The 20,894-nt window shown below is 63.1% G+C and carries 18 protein-coding genes; 13 read left to right on the forward strand and 5 right to left on the reverse strand.

Translation table 11 applies throughout. The features are described 5' to 3' along the window. The first annotated feature begins 5 nt into the window (after window positions 1–5). The 6 genes from PNAP_RS16325 (at window position 6) to PNAP_RS16350 (ending at window position 5,298) form a co-directional block, all read left to right on the forward strand. Window positions 6–761 carry an aspartate/glutamate racemase family protein gene (locus PNAP_RS16325; protein WP_011802642.1) on the forward strand — a complete coding sequence of 252 codons (756 nt, stop codon included), beginning with the start codon at window positions 6–8 and terminating at the stop codon, window positions 759–761. A gap of 68 nt (window positions 762–829) precedes the next feature. After that, the gene (locus tag PNAP_RS16330; protein WP_011802643.1) at window positions 830–1,693 is read left to right on the forward strand and encodes a 3',5'-nucleoside bisphosphate phosphatase; all 864 of its coding nucleotides are present in this window, start codon (window positions 830–832) and stop codon (window positions 1,691–1,693) included. Beyond that, window positions 1,690–2,595, forward strand: coding sequence for a DMT family transporter (locus PNAP_RS16335; protein WP_011802644.1), 906 nt, complete (start codon window positions 1,690–1,692; stop codon window positions 2,593–2,595). The genes PNAP_RS16330 and PNAP_RS16335 overlap by 4 nt, the downstream gene beginning before the upstream one ends. Window positions 2,596–2,605: 10 nt before the next feature. Further along, window positions 2,606–3,241: an L-threonylcarbamoyladenylate synthase gene (locus PNAP_RS16340; RefSeq protein WP_011802645.1), complete on the forward strand. Its 636-nt coding sequence runs from the start codon at window positions 2,606–2,608 to the stop codon at window positions 3,239–3,241. A gap of 33 nt (window positions 3,242–3,274) precedes the next feature. Beyond that, window positions 3,275–3,943, forward strand: coding sequence for a site-2 protease family protein (locus PNAP_RS16345; protein ID WP_011802646.1), 669 nt, complete (start codon window positions 3,275–3,277; stop codon window positions 3,941–3,943). Between the two features lie 35 nt (window positions 3,944–3,978). Then, on the forward strand, window positions 3,979–5,298 hold the full coding sequence (locus tag PNAP_RS16350; protein WP_011802647.1) for a tryptophan--tRNA ligase: 1,320 nt from the start codon (window positions 3,979–3,981) through the stop codon (window positions 5,296–5,298). Between the two features lie 79 nt (window positions 5,299–5,377). Here PNAP_RS16350 and PNAP_RS16355 read toward each other — a convergent pair whose 3' ends face one another. The 3 genes from PNAP_RS16355 to PNAP_RS16365 all read right to left on the reverse strand — a co-directional run bounded on the left by PNAP_RS16355 (window position 5,378) and on the right by PNAP_RS16365 (window position 8,440). Next, window positions 5,378–5,563 (reverse strand): CsbD family protein, encoded by a 186-nt coding sequence (locus PNAP_RS16355; protein ID WP_011802648.1) that lies wholly within the window; start codon window positions 5,561–5,563, stop codon window positions 5,378–5,380. Between the two features lie 97 nt (window positions 5,564–5,660). Then, on the reverse strand, window positions 5,661–6,401 hold the full coding sequence (locus PNAP_RS16360) for a response regulator transcription factor (protein ID WP_011802649.1): 741 nt from the start codon (window positions 6,399–6,401) through the stop codon (window positions 5,661–5,663). Then, the gene (locus PNAP_RS16365) at window positions 6,398–8,440 is read right to left on the reverse strand and encodes a PAS-domain containing protein (RefSeq protein ID WP_011802650.1); all 2,043 of its coding nucleotides are present in this window, start codon (window positions 8,438–8,440) and stop codon (window positions 6,398–6,400) included. The genes PNAP_RS16360 and PNAP_RS16365 overlap by 4 nt, the downstream gene beginning before the upstream one ends. Window positions 8,441–8,621: 181 nt before the next feature. On the opposite strand from PNAP_RS16365, the gene PNAP_RS16370 reads away from it, so the two are divergent. The 7 genes from PNAP_RS16370 (at window position 8,622) to PNAP_RS16400 (ending at window position 17,080) form a co-directional block, all read left to right on the forward strand. Beyond that, window positions 8,622–10,262, forward strand: coding sequence for an acyl-CoA synthetase (locus PNAP_RS16370; protein ID WP_011802651.1), 1,641 nt, complete (start codon window positions 8,622–8,624; stop codon window positions 10,260–10,262). A 122-nt stretch (window positions 10,263–10,384) separates the two neighbouring features. After that, complete coding sequence (locus PNAP_RS16375; protein ID WP_011802652.1) at window positions 10,385–12,070, forward strand: electron transfer flavoprotein-ubiquinone oxidoreductase; 1,686 nt, start codon at window positions 10,385–10,387, stop codon at window positions 12,068–12,070. Between the two features lie 44 nt (window positions 12,071–12,114). Then, window positions 12,115–12,591: a MaoC family dehydratase gene (locus PNAP_RS16380; protein ID WP_011802653.1), complete on the forward strand. Its 477-nt coding sequence runs from the start codon at window positions 12,115–12,117 to the stop codon at window positions 12,589–12,591. Window positions 12,592–12,627: 36 nt separating this feature from the next. Then, window positions 12,628–14,409: an acyl-CoA dehydrogenase gene (locus PNAP_RS16385; protein WP_011802654.1), complete on the forward strand. Its 1,782-nt coding sequence runs from the start codon at window positions 12,628–12,630 to the stop codon at window positions 14,407–14,409. Between the two features lie 69 nt (window positions 14,410–14,478). Next, window positions 14,479–14,796 carry a DUF485 domain-containing protein gene (locus PNAP_RS16390; protein ID WP_011802655.1) on the forward strand — a complete coding sequence of 106 codons (318 nt, stop codon included), beginning with the start codon at window positions 14,479–14,481 and terminating at the stop codon, window positions 14,794–14,796. Further along, on the forward strand, window positions 14,796–16,469 hold the full coding sequence (locus PNAP_RS16395) for a cation acetate symporter (RefSeq protein WP_198140649.1): 1,674 nt from the start codon (window positions 14,796–14,798) through the stop codon (window positions 16,467–16,469). Before PNAP_RS16390 ends, PNAP_RS16395 begins: the two co-directional genes overlap by 1 nt. Window positions 16,470–16,876: 407 nt before the next feature. Next, a complete protein-coding gene (locus PNAP_RS16400) occupies window positions 16,877–17,080 on the forward strand; it encodes a hypothetical protein (RefSeq protein ID WP_041376758.1) in 204 nt (67 codons plus the stop codon). A gap of 955 nt (window positions 17,081–18,035) precedes the next feature. Here PNAP_RS16400 and PNAP_RS16405 read toward each other — a convergent pair. Both PNAP_RS16405 and PNAP_RS16410 read right to left on the reverse strand, forming a co-directional pair. Then, on the reverse strand, window positions 18,036–19,082 hold the full coding sequence (locus tag PNAP_RS16405; protein WP_011802657.1) for a phage portal protein: 1,047 nt from the start codon (window positions 19,080–19,082) through the stop codon (window positions 18,036–18,038). Next, window positions 19,082–20,872: a terminase ATPase subunit family protein gene (locus PNAP_RS16410; protein WP_011802658.1), complete on the reverse strand. Its 1,791-nt coding sequence runs from the start codon at window positions 20,870–20,872 to the stop codon at window positions 19,082–19,084. Before PNAP_RS16410 ends, PNAP_RS16405 begins: the two co-directional genes overlap by 1 nt. Between the last annotated feature and the right edge of the window lie 22 nt (window positions 20,873–20,894).

Here is a 20,894-nt window from a genome sequence, read left to right on the forward strand (position 1 = left end):
CCTGAATGCGCAAGCTCCTGGTGATCAACCCCAACACCTCGGCCTCGGTCAGCAGCCTGCTGCAGAGCCATGTGCAGGCCGCCAGCGGGCTGCATGTGCAGGTGCGCACCGTGACCGCCCGTTTCGGCGCGCCCTATATTTCGGACGAAGCCAGCTATGCCGTGGCGGCCCATGCCACGCTGGACGCCTGGGCCGCCGCGCTGATCGGGCCGGACGGCGCTCCGCTGGAAGCGCCCGATGCGGTGCTGATCGGCTGCTTTGGCGACCCGGGCCTGCTGGCGCTGCGCGAAAGCAGCCCGGTGCCGGTGACCGGACTGGCCGAAGCCGCGTTCATCGAGGCCGCGCGCCACGGCCGTTTTGCCATCGTCACGGGTGGCGAACGCTGGGGGCCGATGCTTGAGCGGCTGGCGCAGTCGCTCGGCCATGCGCCGCTGCTGGCCGGCATCCACACCGTCGCGCCCACCGGCGCGCAACTCGCCGCCGACCCGGTCGCCGCGCGCGCGCTGCTCAGCCAGGCCTGCCGCGACGCGGTGCGCCAGCTCGGCGCGCAAACCGTGATCCTGGGCGGCGCGGGGCTGGCCGGCATGGCGGCAAGCATCCAGCCCGGCCTCGGCGTTCCCATCATCGACAGCGTGCTGGCCGGCGCCCACTGGGCCTTGCGCAGCCACGCGCCGCCGCCCCGGCGCCGCACGCCCGGTTTTGACGTGCCCTGGGAGCATCTTTCGCCCGAACTCACCGCGCTGGGGATTCAGCACAGTTGACGCCCGGCCCTGTCAGGGACATCCCGCCAGCCTCAGCGCCGCCGGGTCGGAAAGCCTAAAATTGTTTTGTGAAACCTCAAAACATCCTGAACGCCGACCTGCATTGCCATTCGGTTGTCTCCGACGGCACCCTGACCCCCGAAGCACTGGCGGAGCGCGCCAAAAACAACGGCGTCGAGTTGTGGGCGCTGACCGACCACGACGAAATCGGCGGCCAGCACCGCGCTGCAGCGGCAGCGAAGGCGCAAGGCATGGCCTACCTCACCGGCACCGAGATTTCCGTGACCTTTGCCGGCGAAACCGTTCACATCGTGGGCCTGGGTTTTGATCCTGACGATGCAGCCCTGAAGCAGGGCCTGCACAACACCCGCAACGGCCGCGAGCAGCGGGCCATGGAAATGTCCGATTCACTGGCCAAGGTCGGCATCCACGGCGCTTTTGAAGGCGCCCTGAAATTTGTCGGCAACCCCGAGCTGATCTCGCGCACCCACTTTGCCCGCTATCTGGTGGAGTCCGGCGTCTGCAAGGAAACCAATGAGGTCTTTCGCAAATACCTGACCGAAGGTAAGCCCGGCTACGTGCCGCACCGCTGGGCCACCTTGAAGGATGCCGTCACCTGGGTCACGCAAGCGCAGGGCATCGCCGTCATTGCGCATCCGGGCCGCTACAACTTCTCGGCCAACGAGGAATACGCGCTGTTCACCGAATTCAAGGCGCACGGCGGACGCGGCGTGGAAGTGGTCACCGGCAGCCACACCAGGCAGGAATTCGTGAAATACGCCGAAACCGCCAAGGAGTTCGGCCTGGCCGCCTCGCGCGGCAGCGACTTTCACAGCCCTGACGAAAGCCACACCGACCTGGGCGCCCTGCCCTTCCTGCCGGGCGACCTGACGCCGGTGTGGGAGTTGCTGGCGGACCGCATCCAGGCATGAGCGGCCCGGCCAGAACCGCTCCGAACACGCTGGCGGGGATTGCACTTCTGGTGGCGGCCGTTGCCTGCTTTGCGGTGCTCGACACCACCACCAAGGTCATCACCCTGAGCGTTCCGGTGCTCATGGCGCTGTGGTTCCGCTTTGCGTTCCAGGCGATGGCCAGCAGCGTCGCGCTGCTGCCCAAGCGCGGCTGGTCGCTGCCACCCACGCTTCACCCGAAGTTCCAGTTTTTGCGCGGTGTGCTGATGATCACTACCAGCCTGCTGGCATTTTTCAGCCTCAAGTACATGCCTGTCGGCGAATTCACCGCCATCGTCATGATCACGCCACTGGTCATGACGATGGCCGCCTCGCTCACGCTGGGCGAGCGCGTGTCGGTGCTGCGCTGGCTGCTGGTCATCGGCGGCTTTGCCGGCACGCTGATCATCATCCGGCCCGGCGGCGAGCGCTTCAGTTGGGCCATGCTGCTGCCGCTGGGCCTGGTGGTCTCGCATGCCTGGTTCCAGATCCTGACCAGCCGGATGGCGCGTACCGAAGACCCGGTCACCATGCATTTCTACACCGGCTGGATCGGCACGCTGCTGGCGTCGCTGGCGCTGCCCTTTGTCTGGACCGCGCTGGATTCGTGGATGCTCTGGGCCGGCCTGGCACTGATGGGCCTGATGGGCACCGTCGGCCATTTCATGATGATCCTGGCCTATGCGCGCGCGCCCGTTTCCACCCTCACGCCCTTCCTTTATGCGCAGATCGGCTTTGCCATGCTCGGCGGCTGGCTGGCGTTTTCACATGTTCCCGATGACCTGTCGCTGCTTGGCATGTGCATGATCGCGGTGTGCGGTGCAACCGGCGCCTGGCTGGCCGTGTGCGAAAGCCGGGTCATCATTCAACCGGCTGAATCCTGAAAGGTTTGCCATGGCCCAGTTATTTGAAGTCCACCCTCTCAATCCGCATGCCCGCCTGCTCGCTCAGGCGGTGGAGCTGATCCAGCGCGGCGGAATTGCCGCCGTGCCGACCGATTCGAGCTACGCGCTGGTCTGCCAGCTTGACGACAAAGCCGCCTCCGACAACCTGCGCCGCATCCGCGGCGTGGACGGCAAGCACCACCTGACCCTGCTATGCCGCGACCTGAGCGAGCTGGCCAACTATGCGCGGGTGGACAACAAGCAGTTCCGCCTGATCAAGGCTGCGACACCCGGCCCCTACACCTTCATCCTCGAAGCCAGCAAGGAAGTGCCGCGCCGCCTCAGCCATCCGTCGCGCAAGACCATTGGCCTGCGCGTTCCGGACCACAAGACGCTGCAGGCCCTGCTTGAACTCCATGGCGGACCCTTGCTAGCCACCACCCTGATTCCGCGCGGCGAAACCGAATCCATCAGCGACCCCCAGGACATCACCGGCCCGCTGGAGCATGAACTGGCGGCCATCATCGACGCCGGCGCCTGCCACAAGGAACCCACGACCGTGGTTGACCTGACGACGATGGCGGACGGCGGCGACCCGGTCATCATCCGGCAAGGCCGGGGCGAACTGGCCGCGCTAGGGCTGTAAAGCCCAGGCTTGCGCGTCTGAGACAATCCGGGCATGGACACTGCCAACCTGATTCAAACCATCGCCCTGTATGCGCTTCCCGTGCTGTTCGCCATCACGGTGCATGAAGCCGCGCATGGTTACGCGGCCCGCCATTTTGGCGACAACACGGCTTATGTGGAAGGCCGGCTGACGCTGAACCCGCTCAAGCACATCGATCCGATAGGCACCATCGCCATGCCGCTGCTGCTGTATTTCGCCACCTCGGGGGCCTTCCTGTTTGGCTACGCGAAACCGGTTCCGGTCAACTTCGGCGCGCTGCGCAACCCCAAGCGCGACATGGTCTGGGTGGCGCTGGCCGGCCCGGCGTCCAATTTTGCCCAGGCTATTGCCTGGGCGCTGATGCTGGTGGCGCTGGCGGCCATGAACGTGGAGGAACCGTTCTTCGTCAAGATGGCGCAGGCCGGGATTCTGGTCAACCTGGTGATGTGGGCCTTCAACCTGTTCCCGCTGCCGCCGCTGGACGGCGGCCGCATCCTGGTGGGCCTGCTGCCCTGGAAGCAGGCGCAAATGGTGTCGCGCATTGAACCCTGGGGATTTTTCATCGTGATGGGCCTGGTGATTGCCGGCGTGGTCGGGGCCTTGTGGCTGCGCCCGCTCATGACCCTGGGCTACACCTTGATCAATCTCCTGATTTCTCCCCTGGCGTACCTGCTGGGCTAGTTTTTTTATCTCTTTTATCAGCCGGCATCCTTCGCATGAATTCCACCGCTTCACCATCGCCGCAGCGCTTCCTGACCGGCATCACGACCACCGGAACGCCGCACCTGGGCAACTTCGTCGGCTCCATCCGCCCTTCGGTGGCAGCCAGCCGCCTGCCCGGCGTGCAGAGTTTTTACTTTCTGGCCGACTACCACGCGCTGATCAAGTGCGGCGACCCGGTGCGCATCCAGCGCTCGACGCTGGAAATCGCCGCCAGCTGGCTGGCCGCCGGGCTGGAGCCGGAACGCGTCATGTTCTACCGCCAGTCCGACATTCCTGAAATCACCGAACTCACCTGGCTGCTGACCTGCGTGACCGGCAAGGGCGTGCTGAACCGCGCGCACGCCTACAAGGCTTCGGTCGATAAGAACGAAGCCGCCGGAAACGACCCGGACGCCGATGTCACCGCCGGCCTGTTCATGTACCCGGTGCTGATGGGCGCCGACATTTTGCTGTTCAAGGCGCACAAGGTGCCGGTCGGGCGCGACCAGGTCCAGCACATCGAGATGGCGCGCGACATGGCCCAGCGCTTCAACCACCTGTACGGCGAGCACCTGGTGCTGCCCGAAGCCCAGATCGAGGAATCCGTCGCCCTGCTGCCCGGCCTGGACGGGCGCAAGATGAGCAAGAGCTACGACAACACGATTCCGCTGTTCACCCCGCGCGAGCAGTTGCGCAAGCTGATCGCCGGCATCGTGACCGACTCGCGCGCGCCCGGCGAAGCCAAGGACACCGAAGGTTCGGCGCTGTTCCAGATTTACCAGGCCTTTGCCAGCGAGCCAGAAACCGCTGGTCTGCGCCAGGCCTATGCCGACGGCATTGGCTGGGGCGATGCGAAGCAGATGCTGTTCGAGCGCATCGACCAGGAAGTCGCGCCGATGCGCGAGCAGTACCAGGCGCTGATCGGCAATCCAGCCAAAATCGAAGCGCTGCTGCAGGCCGGCGCGGAAAAAGCACGGGCGGTGGCAACGCCGTTCATGGGCGAGTTGCGGCGCGCGGTGGGCCTGCGCAACCTGGGGTCCGCCGCCCCAGCCGCCGCCAAAAGCAAGGCCGCCAAAACGGCGGCACCAGCCTTCAAGCAATACCGCGAAAAAGACGGCCGGTTTTATTTCAAGCTGCTTGATGCCGAGGCGCAGTTGCTGCTGCAAAGCCAGGGTTTCGATTCACCCCGGGAAGCTGCCCTCGTCATTGGCCGGTTGCAAAAAGAAGGCTCGGCCGCGCTGGCCGGCCTGCATGACAAGCTGCAGGCCATGGAAGGAATCACCGCAAGCCAGCTGGACAGCGCCCTGAAGTTCTTTGCACCGGAAGAATCCTGACGCGCGCCTGTTCAACGGGCACAAAAAAAAGCGGCTGGTACTGGACCAGCCGCCTTGATGCAAGTGTCTTAAAACCGTTTCAGATTTTATCGACAGCGTCTTTCAGGACTTCCTTGGCATCACCCAGATTTTTCTGAGTTTTGCCTTCGACCTGCTTGACCATGCCCTTGGCCTGCTGCTCGGGGCTGTCAATCAACTCGCCAGTCTTGGACTGGACCTTGCCTGCGGCTTCCTTGAGGGCGCCCTTGACTTGATCGGTGTTCATGGTAAATCCTTGTATCCGGGTTAATGATGAATCCATCGTAATCAGCCCGGCTCGTCAGGCATAGCGGTGCATGGCGCAAAGAGGCGTGGGTTCGGTCCTACAGCCACCTGACCTCGGCCGCCAGCAGATAGCCGGCGCCATACACCGTGCGAATGGTCGTGGGGTGCTGGGGGTCTGATTCGAGCTTGCGCCGCAGCCTGGACACCCGCACATCGACACTGCGGTCCAGGGCCGAAAGATCGCGGTCGCCGCACAGTTGTTCGCGGTCAAGAATCCGGTTGGGCCGCTGCAAAAACTGCAGCAGCATGCGCGACTCGCCGGCGCTGAGCGTCCACTCCTGGCCGCCCGGCGACGACAGCAGGTTGCAATCGGCACGAAAACGCCAGCCGCCGAACTCGGCAAGCTGCGAGCGCATTTCCGGCTGCATCGACGCGCCGGGTGCCTTGTCCCGGCGCCGCAGGATGCTGCGCACGCGGGCCACCAGTTCACGCGGCTCGAACGGCTTGACCACATAGTCGTCGGCCCCCAACTCCAGTCCCATGACCCGGTCGCTGAGGTAACCGCGCCCGGTCAGCACCATCACGCCGCAGGCGTAGCGCGCCTGCAGCTCACGCACCACGTCCATGCCATCGGCATCAGGCAGGCCCAGGTCCACGATGCACAGGTCAGGCACGCGCGCCAGCAGGAGGCGGCGCAACTCCATGGCGCTGTGGCATTCAAAAGTCTCAAAGCCAAACTCCCGCAGCGTGCTGCTGACCAGGCGGCAAATATCCGGGTCGTCGTCCAGCAGATAGATGCAGCGCGGCCCCTCCGGCTGGCGAAACATGCTGGCAGTCATGCCGTCAAGCCATCGAGCGCATGCTGCAACTCGGCGGCGGTGAACGGTTTTTTCAGCAGCGCAAACCCGGCAGCCTCCCTGGCCGAGGCCGCTTCGCCGTCGGAATAGCCGCTGATCAGCAACGCCTTCACATGCGGCGCACGCTGGCTGGCCGCCACGCACAAGGCCCGTCCGTCCATGCCGCCGGGCATCACCACGTCAGAAACCAGGATGCCCACGGTGGGCACGCTGGTCAGCAGCAGCAAGGCATCGGCCGCATGGTCCGCTTCGATCACCGGATAACCCAGGCCAACCAGTTGCAGCCGGATCACCCGGCGCACGTCGGGGTCGTCTTCCACCAGCAGCACCAGCGGGCGCTGCGCGCCCTGCCGGGCTAGGCGGTGGTGCAGGTCCGGCGGCGGCTCGTCCTCAAGCTCGTTGTCCACGCAGGGCAACACCAGCGTGACCACGCAACCCTCGCCCAAGGCACTCTGAATGCGGATGCCGCCACCGGACTGCTTGGCAAAGCCATACACCATCGACAGGCCCAGGCCGCTTCCCGAGCCAAAGCGCTTGGTGGTGAAAAAAGGCTCGGAGGCGCGCGCCTGCGTGGCGGCGTCCATGCCGGTGCCGGTGTCGGACACGCTCAGGGCCACGTAGCAACCGGGGGCCACGTCAAAATCCGCCGCCTGCGCCTGGCCCAGCTCCACGCAGCTTGCCCCGATGGTCAACTGCCCCCCCTCCGGCATGGCGTCACGCGCGTTCAGCGCGAGGTTGAGCAAGGCGTTTTCAAGCTGCTGCACGTCGGTGATGGCATGCACGGCCTCGCTCATCGGCGTGGCGGTCACGGTGATGTTCGCCGGCAAGGTGCGCTTGAGCAGGATCATGCTTTCGCTGACCAGCTCGGCGATGTTCACGGAGCGCAGCGACAGCGGCTGCTTGCGGGCAAATGCCAGCAGCCGCTTGATCAGGGACGCACCCCGGCGCGAGGCTTTCAGCGCAGGCGCTACATACTCGCCAATGTCCGGGTCGTCGGGGTAGCGCTCATGCAGGCTGACCAGGTTGCCGATCACGACCGTCAGCAGGTTGTTGAAATCGTGCGCCAGCCCGCCGGTCAGTTGCCCGACCGCCTCCATTTTTTGCGCGTGCACCAGCGCTGCCTGGGCGTTCTTGAGGTCGGTGATGTTGACGGACAGCACAAAACACCCGGCCACGCGGCCCTTGGCGTCCAACTCGGGCACGAGTTCGCTGCGCGCATACACCACCCGTCCGCCGGGGCGGCGCATGGCGTACTCGTAGCTGACGCGCTGGCCCTTCAGCGCCAGATGCACATGCTTTGAAATATCGGTATAGACCTCGTCGCCGACCACGTCGCGAATGGAGTGGCCCAGCATGCCCTCCTTGGCGGCGCCAAACCAGTCGGCGTAGCCTTTGTTGACGTAGCGGTAGATCTCCTGGCGGTCAAAGTAGCCAATCAGCGCGGGCACGGTGTCGGTGATCAGGCGCAGGTTTTCCTCGCTGCGCCGCAATGCCTCGGTGATGCGCTGGTTGGCGTCGTCGGCCACGATCAGGCGCCGGTTGGTGGCCTGCAGTTCATGGGTGCGCTCGGCCACCCGCTGCTCCAGCTCGGTGTTCTGCTGCTGGATCTGCTGCTCGTAGCGGCGGCTGGCGGTGATGTCGGTGTACAGCGTGACAAAACCGTTGTGCGGCAAGGGCTCGCCGCGCACCGCCAGAATCTGCCCGTCCGGCCGGTCGCGCTCGGTGTAGTGCGGCGTGAAATGACGCGCCAGGCGCATGCGCTCGGCCACCAGTTCTTCCACGTCGCCCGGCCCGTATTCGCCGCGTTCGGCGTTGTAGCGCATGAAGGACTCGAAAGTGGCGCCGACAAAAGCCATGCTTTCTGGGAAGTCCAGCAGGCGCAAAAAGGCCTTGTTCCAGGCCACGAAGTTCAGATTGGCATCAATCACCGTCAAGCCCTGGTCGAGCAGGTCCAGCCCGGCCTGAAGCAACTCGTGCCGGTAGTGGATTTGCTGGGAATCGGGGGAAAGGTGTGATGACATGAAAGGCGGGCTCCGGCGGATTTGTGCATTCTAGGACGCCGCCGCCACCGGCCGGCAGGCGGCAATCATTCGATACATTTGCCCCGAAATTGCGCAACAGTCGCCTGCCATCATCGGTAGCACCAACGCTGCCCGTGCACTTCAAGCCTGCCGCAGCCACCACGACAAGGAGACTGCCGACATGCCTAAGAATGCCTACGACCAGGGACTGGAGCGCAACCGCGCGAACCACACCGCGCTTTCACCGATCAGCTTTCTGGAACGATCCGCCCGGGTCTATCCCGAGCGCGTGTCGCTGATTCATGGCGACACGCGCTTTACCTGGGCGCAGACCTATGCGCGTTGCCGCCGCCTGGCCAGCGCCCTGGCGCAGCGCGGCGTTCGCGTCGGCGACACCGTGGCCGCCATGCTGCCCAACACGCCGCCCATGTTCGAGGCACATTTTGGCGTCCCCATGCTGGGGGCGGTGCTCAACACCCTGAACACCCGGCTCGATGCCGAAGCCATCGCCTTCATGCTCGACCACGGCGAAGCCAAGGTGCTGCTGACCGACCGCGAGTTCTCGCCGATCATCGAACGCGCCCTGCCGTTGATGAAGCAGCCCCGCCCACTGGTGATTGACGTGGATGACCCGCTGCACGAAGGCGGTGCCTTGCTCGGCGAGCTGGACTACGAAGCCTTTTTGCAGACCGGCGACGAGGCCTACGAATGGGCCTTGCCGTCCGACGAGTGGAACGCCATCGCGCTGAACTACACCAGCGGCACCACCGGCAACCCCAAGGGCGTGGTCACGCACCACCGGGGCGCCTACCTGAACGCGGTGTCGAACGTGGTGACCTGGGAAATGCCGCGCCACTCGGTGTACCTGTGGACGCTGCCCATGTTCCACTGCAACGGCTGGTGCTTCCCCTGGACGCTGGCGCTGCAGGCGGGCGTCAGCGTGTGCCTGCGCAAGGTCGATCCGGCACTGATCTTCTCGCTGATCCGCGAACACCGCGTCACGCACCTGTGCGGCGCGCCGATTGTGTATGGCCTGCTGATCAATGCCCCGCAGGTTCTGCGCGCCGGCATTTCGCATCCGATTGCCGGCCTGATTGCCGGCGCCGCGCCACCGGCCGCGATCATCGAAGGCTGCGAGCGCATCGGCATTGACATCACGCATGTCTATGGGCTGACCGAGGTGTACGGCCCGGCGGCCGTCTGCGCCAAGCAGGCCGGCTGGGACAAGCTGCCGATTGGCGAGCGCGCCGCGCTCAACGCGCGCCAGGGCGTGGCTTATCCGATGCAGCAGGCCATCGCCGTGCTCGACCCCGAAACCATGCGGCCCGTTCCCGCCGACGGCGAAACGATGGGCGAAATCTTCTTCCGGGGCAACCTCGTGATGAAGGGCTACCTGAAAAACCCGCAGGCCACCGAAGAGGCTTTTGCCGGCGGCTGGTTCCACACCGGCGACCTGGCGGTGCTGCACCCCGATGGCTACGTCAAGATCAAGGACCGCAGCAAGGACGTGATCATCTCCGGCGGCGAAAACATCTCCAGCCTCGAAGTCGAGGAAGTGCTGTACCGCCACCCGGCCGTGCTGGTGGCGGCCGTGGTCGCCAAGCCCGATGACAAATGGGGCGAAGTGCCGTGCGCCTACCTCGAACTGTGCGATGGCGCCACGGTCACCGAGGCCGAGATCATCGAGCACTGCCGCTCGCAGCTGGCGCGCTTCAAGGTGCCCAAGCAGGTGCTGTTCGGCACGCTGCCGAAAACCTCGACCGGAAAAATCCAGAAATTCGTGCTCAGGGAGCAGATGCGTTCGGCATCCAGCATGGAATGAACGGTGCGCGCCCACGGGCGTGAAAACCGCATCCTCCAGGATCAGAACCCGATTTTGCTCCTGAATTAATAGCTGCTTGCGCACTACCAGCATGCGTAAAAGGCCTTTTTTACTTAAAAATCATGACCCCAGCAGAAATCCTGGCCCAGTACGGCCCCCGAGAAGCGATGGAGTACGACGTGGTCGTGGTCGGCGGCGGCCCGGGCGGGCTGTCGGCGGCCATCCGCCTCAAGCAGCTGGCCAGCGAAAAAGGCACGGAGCTGTCCGTCGTCGTGCTCGAAAAGGGCTCCGAGCCCGGCGCGCACATCCTGTCGGGCGCGGTCATGGACCCCCGGGCCTTGGGCGAGTTGATCCCCGACTGGAAGGCGCTGGGCGCGCCCTTGACGCAGCCCGTCACTGGCGACGAGGTGCTGTTCCTGAGCGAAACGGGCTCCACCCGGACGCCTGATTACCTCGTGCCCGACTGCTTTCACAACGAAGGCAACTATGTCATCAGCCTGGGCAACGTCACGCGCTGGCTGGCTGGTCAGGCCGAAAGCCTGGGCGTTGAAATCTTCCCCGGCTTCGCCGCCGCCGAGGTGCTTTACAACGACGATGGCTCCGTCAAGGGCGTGGCCACGGGCAACCTCGGTGTCGGCAAGGACGGCGAGCCCACGGGCAACTTCCAGCTCGGCATGGAACTGCACGGCAAGTACACGGTGTTCGCCGAAGGCGCGCGCGGCCACCTGGGCCGCCAGCTGATCAGCCGCTTTGCGCTCGACGAAGGCCGCGACCCGCAGGCCTACGCGCTGGGCGTGAAGGAACTCTGGGAGATCGACCCGGCCAAGCACCAAGCCGGCCTGGTAGTGCACACGGCCGGCTGGCCGATGGACAGCCAGACCTACGGCGGGGGTTTTCTCTACCACCTGGAGGGCAACCAGGTCACGCTGGGCTTTGTCACCGGGCTGGACTACAGCAATCCTTATCTCAGCCCCTTCGAGGAGATGCAGCGCTGGAAAACGCACCCGGCGATCCGCAAATACCTCGAAGGCGGCAAGCGCATCGGCTACGGCGCGCGGGCCATCACGGCCGGCGGCGCGCTGAGCCTGCCCAAGACGGTGTTTCCCGGCGGCGCGCTGATCGGCTGCGAGGCGGGCTACCTGAACGCCAGCCGCATCAAGGGCAGCCACGCGGCGATCAAGACCGGCATGCTCGCGGCCGAAGCGGCGTACGCGGCCGTGACGGCCGGGCGCCAGCATGACGAACTGAGCGCCTACCCCGAGGCTTACGAAAAAAGCTGGCTGGCCGCCGAACTCAACCAGGCGCGCAACTTCAAGGCCTGGTTCAAGAAGGGCGTGTACGTGGGCTCCTTGATGACCGGCATCGAGCAATGGCTGCTGCCCAAAATCGGCGTCAAGAGCCCGCCGTGGACGATCCACCGCGACAAGCCTGATTACGCGATGCTCAAGCCGGCATCCGAGTGCCAGCCCATCCTTTATCCCAAGCCCGACAACAAGCTGACGTTTGACCGCCTGACCTCGGTGTTCATCAGCAACACCAACCACGAGGAACACCAGCCCGCGCATTTGACCCTCAAGGACGCCAGCGTTCCGGTCGCTGTCAACCTGGCCAGGTTCGCCGGCCCCGAGAGCCGCTACTGCCCGGCCGGGGTGTACGAGTTCGTGAAGAACCCGGACAACACCGAGCGCCTGCAGATCAACGCGCAGAACTGCGTGCACTGCAAGACCTGCGACATCAAGGATCCGACCCAGAACATCGTCTGGGTCACGCCCGAGGGCGGCGGCGGGCCGAACTACAGCGGCATGTAACGCCGCGCCAATCCTTCAATCAACCAACACAACGAGACACTGACATGAACGACCTGAACGGCTATGACATCGAAGACCTGAGCGTGGGCATGATGGCCATATTTTCCAAGACCATCACCGAAGCCGACATCGTGCTGTTTGCCGGCGTGTCGGGCGACTGCAACGCCATCCATATCAACGAAGAGTACGCGGCCACCACGGCGTTCAAGGGCCGCATCGCCCACGGTTTCCTGTCGGCCAGCGTGATCTCGGCGGCGGTCGCCAACCGTCTGCCCGGCCCCGGCGCCATCTACATGGACCAGCACCTGAAGTTCCTGGCGCCGGTGCGCCCCGGCGACACCGTGCATGCCACCGTCAAGGTGCGCGAGGTCATCGCCGAGCGTGGCCGCGTGGTGCTGCAGACCACCTGCAGCGTCAAGGGCGTCATGGTCATTGACGGCGAAGCGCTGGTGAAGGTCGATTCGTCCGCCCGGCGCGCGCTCAAGGCGGCCGCCCTGTCCGCCGCCCAGGCCATCGCCTGACCCGTTCCTTCATTACTCCACGCCAGAAAGTAAACCATGAGCTACCAAGCCCCCCTGAAAGACATGCTGTTCGCCATGCAGGAACTCGCCGGCCTGCCCCAGGTCAGCACCCTGCCCGGCTTTGAAGACCACGGCATCGACACCGCCCAGGCGGTGCTCGAAGAATCCGCCAAGTTCTGTGAAAGCGTGGTTGCCCCGCTGAACTGGGAAGGCGACAAAACCCCCAGCAGCTGGAAAGACGGCGTGGTCACCACCACGCCGGGCTTCAAGGAAGCCTTCAGGCAGTTTGCCGAAGGCGGCTGGCAAGGCGTGATCCATCCGCCCGAGTTTGGCGGCCAGGGTTTCCCCAAGCTGATCGCCACGCCGTGCGCCGAAATGCTGCACGCCGCCAGCCTGTCGTTCGCGCTGTGCCCGATGCTGACCGATGGCGCCATCGAAGCGCTGCTGGTCGCGGGCAGCGACGAACTCAAGCGCAAGTTTGCCGCCAAGCTCATCAGCGGCGAGTGGACCGGCACCATGAACCTGACCGAGCCGCAGGCCGGCTCCGACCTGGCCGCCGTGCGCAGCCGCGCCGAGCCGCAGGAAGACGGCACTTACAAGGTGTTCGGCACCAAGATTTTCATCACCTACGGTGAGCACGACATGACCGGGAACATCGTCCACCTGGTGCTGGCCCGCGTGCCCGGCGCACCCGAAGGCGTCAAAGGCATCTCGCTGTTTGTCGTTCCCAAGTTCATGGTCAATGACGACGGCAGTCTGGGCGAGCGCAACGACGCCTGGTGCGTGTCCATCGAGCACAAGCTCGGCATAAAGGCCAGCCCGACCGCCGTGCTGCAGTTTGGCGACCATGGCGGCGCGGTCGGTTACCTGGTGGGCCAGGAGAACCGGGGCCTCGAATACATGTTCATCATGATGAACGCCGCGCGCTTTGCCGTGGGCATGCAGGGCATTGCGATTGCCGACCGCGCCTACCAGCAAGCGGTGCGCTTTGCGCATGACCGCGCCCAGAGCCGCGACCTGGCGGGCTCCGCCGGGCCGGTCGCCATCATCAACCACCCCGATGTCAAGCGCATGCTGCTGACCATGCGCGCCCACGTCGAAGGCGCGCGCGCCCTGGCCTACGTGGCCGCCGCCGCCAGCGACATGGCGCACCACGCCGCCGACGATGCCACGCGGATCCAGAACCAGGCGGTGTACGAATACCTTGTTCCCGTGGTCAAGGGCTTTTCGACGGAAATGTCCATCGACATGGCCAGCCTGGGCGTGCAGGTCCATGGCGGCATGGGCTACATCGAGGAAACCGGCGCCGCCCAGCACTACCGCGACGCCCGCATCCTGACCATCTACGAAGGCACCACGGCCATCCAGGCCAACGACATCGTCGGCCGCAAGACCCTGCGCGACAAGGGCGCCGTGGCCAAGGCCCTGTGCGACCGGATCGCCACCACCGAGCAAGACCTCGCCGCCCACGACAACGCGGACTGCAACGCCATGCTAGTCGCGCTGCGGCAGGGCCGGCAGGCGCTGGAAGAAACCATTGACTTCATCGTCGCCAACGGCAAGAGCGAGCCGAAAGCGGTGTATGCCGGCGCGGTGAACTACCTCAAGTTGGCCGGCGTGGTGCTGTGCGGCTGGCAAATGGGCCGGGCCATGATGGTCGCGCTGGACAAGATGGACAGCGACCCGGCGTTTTTCACCGCCAAGCTGATCACCGCCCGCTTCTACGCCGAGTCGGTGCTGACGCAGGCCGCAGGCCTGGCGCAAAGCATTCGCCTGGCAGGCAGCACCACCAACCGCATGCCCGTCGAGATGTTCTGAACGTGTGCCACCGGCCAACGGCAGGTGACTGCAAAAAATTGATTTTGTTTTTTTAAAAGGGGATGACGCATGAGCTCTGAAATCTATGCCCGGATTCAAAAGAATCCGAAATTCAAAGAACTGGTCGCCAAGCGCGAACGCCTGGCCTGGACCTTGACCGGCATCGTCCTGGTGCTTTTTTTCGGCCTGTTCATGACGGTGGCCTTCAACCCTTCCGTGCTGGCGATCAGGCTGGGGGACAGCTATGTCACCACCGGCCTCTTGATTGGACTGGCCCAATTTGTCCTGTTCTGGCTTCTCACGGCGGTTTACGTCCGTCGCGCCAATTCAGAGTTTGATGCGCTGACCGAGCAGTTGCTGCATGAATCCGTGAAAGCAAAAAAATGATGAAAAAAATACTTGCCAAACTGTCCACCGGACTGGTTTCACTGGGGATGGCCGGCGCCGCGCTGGCCGCGCCCGCCGTTGAAATCACCCAGAAGCAGCCGCTGAATGTTCCGGCCATCATCATGTTTGCCATTTTTGTCGGCATGACACTGGCCATCACCTACTGGGCGGCCAGCCGCACCAAAACCGCCTCCGACTTTTACACCGCAGGCGGCGGCATCACCGGCTTTCAAAATGGCCTGGCGATGGCCGGCGACTACATGTCGGCCGCAACGCTGCTCGGTCTGACGGCGATGGTGTACACCAACGGCTACGACGCCTACCTGTTCATGATCGCCTTCTTCGTCGGCTGGCCCATCATCCTGTTCCTGATGGCCGAGCGCCTGCGCAACCTGGGCAAGTTCACCTTTGCCGACATCACGTCCTACCGCCTTGACCAGGGCAAGGTGCGCACGATGGCCGCCATCGGCTCGCTGACCGTGGTCTGCTTCTACCTGATCGTCCAGATGGTGGGCGCGGGCCAGCTGATCAAGCTGCTGTTTGGCCTGGACTACCACGTTGCCGTGATCGTCGTCGGCGCCCTGATGGTCGTGTACGTGACCTTCGGCGGCATGGTCGCCACGACCTGGGTGCAGATCATCAAGGCTTGCCTGCTGCTGTTCGGCGGCACGGTCATCACCGTGCTGGCTTTTTCGCAGTTCGGCTTCAGCTTCAACACCCTGGCCGCCAAAACCATCGAGCTGCACAAGCTGAAAGACATGCTGTTCGCCCCCGGCAAACTGCTGCAGGACCCGATCAACGCCATTTCCCTGGCCATGGGCCTGATGTTCGGCCTGGCCGGTCTGCCGCACATCCTGATGCGTTTCTTTACCGTCAACAACGCCAAGGAAGCGCGTAAATCGGTGCTGTACGCAGCTGGTTTTGTGGGCTTTTTCTTCAACGTCATCCTGCTGATGGGCCTGTGCGCGATTGTGATCGTGGGCACCAATCCCGAGTTCTTCGAAGGCGGCACGATTGGCGGCAAGATTATCGGCGGCGGCAACATGGTGGCGATGCACCTGGCCAAGGCCGTGGGTGGCAACCTGCTGCTGGGCTTTTTGGCAGCGGTGGCTTTCGCGACGATTCTGGCCGTGGTTTCGGGCCTGGCACTGGCTGGCGCCTCCGCCATCTCGCATGACCTGTATGCCCGCGTGATCAAAAAAGGCAATGTGTCCGAAGCGCAGGAAATCAAGGTTTCCAAAATGGCCTCGTTCGGCATCGGCCTGATCGCCGTGGTGCTGGGCATCGCCTTTGAAAAGCAGAACGTGGCCTTCATGGCGGCGCTGGCCTTCGGCATCGCGGCGGCCGGTAACTTCCCGGTGCTGTTCCTGTCGATGTACTGGAAAGACCTGACCACGCGCGGCGCATTGGCTGCGGGTTACGGTGGCTTGATTGCCGCCGTGGTGCTGGTGGTGCTGTCCAAATCCGTCTGGGTCACCGTGTTTGGCTACGCCACGCCGATCTTCCCGTACGACCAGCCCGCCCTGTTTGCCATGCCTCTGGCCTTCCTGCTGGGTTATGTCTTCTCCATCACCGACAAGAGCGAACGCGCCGGCAAGGAACGCGCCGCTTTTGCCGACCAGTGGGTTCGCGCCCAGACCGGCTTTGGTGCCGATGGTGCAGTCAGCCACTGATAGCTTGCTCTAGACAATGAAAAAGCCCCGAGTTTCGGGGCTTTTTTCATGGTGGCCATTCGGTGGACTAGTTCCAACGGGCTATTGGTTATTGAGCGGGGTGAGCATACGCTACGGCATGTTAAAAATATCTTGCAAGATGAAGCAAATGCAACAGTTCTATGAATCCATGCCCTCCGGCAAGAGAGTGCGCCCACAATGTGGCGAAGTTTCCGCCCACGTCATCAGCCTTTGGGTGACCTCAAAACGGCAGAAGTGTTTAGTTGGCGTTTTTCGGCAGATAAGCCCATAAATAAGCGATTGAAGGGCTGGACGATGCTACCCTTATCAGTAGCACAACTTGAAGACAAGTATCCTGTCTGAAAAAGTTCTGCCAAAACAAAAAATTATCACGATAGAGACAAATCATGGCCCAAATCATCAACCCCTATTCCATCAGCACAAGCCAAAGCCTGCAAGGCCAGCCGCAACCCGAATACGAGGCCAACACCAATGAATATGGGGATTTGCCGACGGCCGAATTCCTGTTCGTCATTCTTGTCTCCGGCGTCAGCCTTGCCGTATTCCTCGGCAGCCTGATCGGAGCGCTGGTTTTTTTCAAGATTATTTAAACAGCCAGGAGCCGCTTGGCGCAGCCACCAAGCGCTGCGGAGGCGGTGAATAGATGGGCTGAAAGCAAAAAGCCTGACAATCGCAATTCGTTGATTTGAATTGCTTTTATCAGGCTTTTACTATTTGGCGGAGAGGGTGTCCCTCGATAACCCAGTATTCATGCGGCCTACAGCCTGATTTCATTTTCTACAGGCCATCCCATAGGCCAACAATTCCCCGATAGACGAAAGTTGGCGTGATGTGAATCCTTCGCAAGGAGCCACATGTACGCACGTACATACACGCCTGTTACGGCCTTGAAAGCCATTCCCTAGAATTCCGGTGGGGGTTCGGGAAAAGCATAACATTCCTAACACGGCCTGAGAAAGTACAGAAATCCTGATGTGAATCAACGACTTGAAGCAATATCGAAACCCTAACTTTTTCCTAATATCAACATAACTAAATTAGGTTTTCAAAACATAACATTTAATCTCAACCACCCCTATATGAATCAATGGCTTACGGCGATATTAGGTTTGGTGTTAGGTCAAATTAGGGTCTGTTCTAACCTGCCCATCGCTAGGCCCCATGCGGGTTCCCAGAGGTTTTTGTCGTAAAAATTAGCAGGTTATGTTTTCCCCGAACCCAAACCGGCAAAGGCCTGGAAGACAGACCTCTGACACCCTCACCACGGCAGGCAGATCGACCGCAAAAGCGCGTCATATCTCGTCATGCGGCCATCCCCTCAGACCGTCACGTCAGGCCCCGCTGGGCTTGATTCCGGGCATTGCCGGCACCGCCGTTAAATGCGGGACATTAAGCGGGCAGGCGGGGCGGGGTCTCGACCGCGCGCTGAAGGGAATGGTGGGTAAAAGGCCAAAAAAAGCACCAAGATGGTGCTTTGATTGAAATCATGAAGGAAACCGGGTCAGGCGGTCGCTGGCCTACCGCCTGGGCAGGTCGTGCCAAGCATCAGGCAACCTTCTCATCGGTCGGCACGACATAGGGCACAAACCGGACAACTTCCTCGCCCATCCAGTCGTTGAGTTCCCTGAATCGTTCCTGGAGCGGCACGATCTCGTTCCTGGCAAAGACCTGGGCTGCTGGCAGCACGGCACCGAAGCCGCCGGTATTGCTCGGCACGATGCCCAGCAGCTGGGGCGGGATGCGATGGGCGGCCAGCACATCGTCGCGGCTCACGTTCTTGATCGAGAAGAACTCATCCTTGGCCGACACGTCACTCACGGGGATCAGCTGAATGCCATCCTTCTTGCCGTTGGGCGAATACAGGAACAGGTTGCGAAAGTTGCCCGGCCCCTTGGAATTTTTCAGTGCGGTGCGCATCGCATCGATGTCCTCCTGCTGCTGGGCCGGGTCCGAGACGTACAGGATGAAGCCGGCATGCGAGCCGTTGTTGTAGTAGCGCCGGCGAAACAGCGTCGCGGATTCATTCAGCCAAGCTGATTGCAGGGCGCTCAGGTATTCAGGCAGGCCGTACACCTCCTGATTGATGTCCGGTTCGCGCATGTGATAGATGCTGCCTGCCGGGAACTCGTGCTCGTCACGCCAGCCGCGCACGAAAAAGTATTGCTCCAGATCCGCGCCGCGCCGCACATACTTGGCCAAGGCATGCTCCAGCTTGACAGCGCGCAGCGTGCGCGACGTGCGCCGCTCCAGGTAGGCATTGCCAAAGGTCAGGAAGTCCAGCGCATAGCCGCTGAACGTCGCCCGGTCGAGCAGCGGATGCGGCTGGAAGGTGCTCAGCAGGATGTTGCGCTTGAAGTAGATCGAGCTGCTGTGGTGCGTGCTGGCCCGGAACGACTTGGCCAGGCCTTCCAGGCTGACCGGCGGCTCATACCAGCGGCCATTCATCCAGCACTCGATGTAATCCAGGATCTCCCGGTTGTCCATCACCGGTTCGGGATCGCCGAAGCTGAAGGCCTCCATCCGGGCCTGGCCAGCTGCCTGGCTGGCCTGGACAGGCATCACGTTATCGATCATTGCCACTGCGTTATCCATCAAGAAATCTCCATAAAGCCACGATTGGCAGATGTTTGCCCCTCAAGGGGTTCGTTGTCGAGCGCGTGCATGCAGGCCCAGGCCAGGTCGGCGTGCCCGGTGTCATCGGACCGGCCGGATTCAAAGGTCACATTGCGGCCGCTGGCCGTCAACGCCCGGCGGATGGCCAGGAACGCATGCGCCAGGTCCACCGCGCCGGCGTCAAACTCCAGCCGCCCTTTGCTGATCACGCTCTTGGCCTTGAGCACCAGGCGCGTCTTGACCTCGACCGAATAGTTGATCGACTGGGCCGCCGGGAAGAACTTGCTCACCAGCTGGTACACGCCCTGGCCCAGCCCGGTCGTGTCGATGCCGATGTGCTGCACATTGAAGCGCAGCGTGATCTGCCTGATCGCTTCGGCCTGGGCCTCGAAGTCCAGGCCGCGCCACTGGTGACGTTCCAGCACGCGGAACTTGCCGCCTGGCGTGAGTGGCGCGGCGAGCACCACGCAGCCGGCCGTGTCGCCCGTGTGCGATGGGTCGTAGCCCACCCAGACCGCCCGGTAGCCATACGGCCGCGCCGTGAAGGGCTTGTAGTCTTCCCAGTCCACCCAGGAATCGACCATGCATTTCTGCAACTCGGCCATCGGAAACACCGACTGGGTGTCGTCGATGAAGCCGCACATCAAGAGGTTTTCAAACTCTTCGGTCGAGTACTCCAGGCGCAGCTCGTCGATGTCGAACAGATCGCAGCCGCCTGCGGCCGCATCCAGGATGTTGACGATGTTGCGCCAGACGCGGTCCTCGCCCGTGAAGCCGCCGGCCAGGCGCTCATGCGTCAGGTCCAGCGCGATCCGCTCGTTCTTGGGCCGGCGCTTGTTGAACCGCGCGCCGCTCCACAGCGCATAGGCCTCGTGCTGGATCGAGCTGGGCGTGGAAAAGTAGGTCTTGCGCCACTGCTTGTGCATGGCCATGCCGCTGGCCACCTTGTTGAGCTCCTCGAACCGGTGCGTCCAGAAGAACTCGTCAAAGTAGAAATTGCCGTGGTAGCCCTGGGCCGTGCGGGCATTCGTGCCCAGGAAGTGCAGCTCGGCGCCGTTGTCCAGCACGATCGGATCGCCTGACAGCGTCACGCCGCAGGCCTCGTTCGCAAACTGCTGGATGTACTGCTTGAAGATGTGCGCCTGGGCCTTGCTGGCCGACAGGAAAATCTGGTTGCGGCCCGTGGCCAGCGCATCGCACAGCGCTTCCCGGGCAAAGTACCAGGTCGCGCCGATCTGCCGCGATTTGAGGATCATCCGCGTGCGCTCGCCGTTGCGCAGCCAGACTTTCTGATGCCCGAACAGCGAGTCGCGGAACGCCGCCTGCACCTCGCCGATCTGGTCTTCGGTGAAGAAATTGCGCTTGGGTTTTTTCTTCGGCCCGCTATTTCGCCGCTCGATCTCCGGGTTGAGGTCGGCTTCCTTGCCGGTCTGGTCGTACTTGCGCACCCGGGCAAGCCGCTCGACCTGGCGCCCGAGCAGATCGATCTCCTTGAAGTCGCCGCCGGTCTTGCCGTCCTTGGCGATCAGCTGGACCAGCCGGCACTCCAGGGCACCCTCGACGCGCTGGATGGGTTGCGCGTCTTCCCATTTTTCGGCATCCTTCCAGCCCTGCAGGGTGCTGCGCGGTGTTGTGAGAAACTCCGCGATACTCGACAGGCGCCAGCCCTGCCAGTACAAATGCCGGGCCGTGCGGCGCAGTTCGGCCACCGGGGACTCTTCGACCAGGTGAGGTATTTTGGGAGCGAGAACGGGCGCATCAGTGGACATGGACACTGAGCGTAGAGACAGC

Source organism: Polaromonas naphthalenivorans CJ2, assembly GCF_000015505.1.
Classification (GTDB): domain Bacteria; phylum Pseudomonadota; class Gammaproteobacteria; order Burkholderiales; family Burkholderiaceae_C; genus Polaromonas; species Polaromonas naphthalenivorans.

Excerpts from the sequence above, each read along its gene's own strand:
- PNAP_RS16325 (WP_011802642.1), top strand. The coding sequence starts at position 6 with ATGCGCAAGCTCCTGGTGATCAACCCCAACACCTCGGCCTCGGTCAGC.
- PNAP_RS16335 (WP_011802644.1), top strand. The coding sequence starts at position 1,690 with ATGAGCGGCCCGGCCAGAACCGCTCCGAACACGCTGGCGGGGATTGCA.
- PNAP_RS16340 (WP_011802645.1), top strand. The coding sequence starts at position 2,606 with ATGGCCCAGTTATTTGAAGTCCACCCTCTCAATCCGCATGCCCGCCTG.
- PNAP_RS16345 (WP_011802646.1), top strand. The coding sequence starts at position 3,275 with ATGGACACTGCCAACCTGATTCAAACCATCGCCCTGTATGCGCTTCCC.
- PNAP_RS16350 (WP_011802647.1), top strand. The coding sequence starts at position 3,979 with ATGAATTCCACCGCTTCACCATCGCCGCAGCGCTTCCTGACCGGCATC.
- PNAP_RS16355 (WP_011802648.1), bottom strand. The coding sequence starts at position 5,563 with ATGAACACCGATCAAGTCAAGGGCGCCCTCAAGGAAGCCGCAGGCAAG.
- PNAP_RS16360 (WP_011802649.1), bottom strand. The coding sequence starts at position 6,401 with ATGACTGCCAGCATGTTTCGCCAGCCGGAGGGGCCGCGCTGCATCTAT.
- PNAP_RS16365 (WP_011802650.1), bottom strand. The coding sequence starts at position 8,440 with ATGTCATCACACCTTTCCCCCGATTCCCAGCAAATCCACTACCGGCAC.
- PNAP_RS16370 (WP_011802651.1), top strand. The coding sequence starts at position 8,622 with ATGCCTAAGAATGCCTACGACCAGGGACTGGAGCGCAACCGCGCGAAC.
- PNAP_RS16375 (WP_011802652.1), top strand. The coding sequence starts at position 10,385 with ATGACCCCAGCAGAAATCCTGGCCCAGTACGGCCCCCGAGAAGCGATG.
- PNAP_RS16380 (WP_011802653.1), top strand. The coding sequence starts at position 12,115 with ATGAACGACCTGAACGGCTATGACATCGAAGACCTGAGCGTGGGCATG.
- PNAP_RS16385 (WP_011802654.1), top strand. The coding sequence starts at position 12,628 with ATGAGCTACCAAGCCCCCCTGAAAGACATGCTGTTCGCCATGCAGGAA.
- PNAP_RS16390 (WP_011802655.1), top strand. The coding sequence starts at position 14,479 with ATGAGCTCTGAAATCTATGCCCGGATTCAAAAGAATCCGAAATTCAAA.
- PNAP_RS16395 (WP_198140649.1), top strand. The coding sequence starts at position 14,796 with ATGAAAAAAATACTTGCCAAACTGTCCACCGGACTGGTTTCACTGGGG.
- PNAP_RS16400 (WP_041376758.1), top strand. The coding sequence starts at position 16,877 with ATGGCCCAAATCATCAACCCCTATTCCATCAGCACAAGCCAAAGCCTG.
- PNAP_RS16405 (WP_011802657.1), bottom strand. The coding sequence starts at position 19,082 with ATGGATAACGCAGTGGCAATGATCGATAACGTGATGCCTGTCCAGGCC.
- PNAP_RS16410 (WP_011802658.1), bottom strand. The coding sequence starts at position 20,872 with ATGTCCACTGATGCGCCCGTTCTCGCTCCCAAAATACCTCACCTGGTC.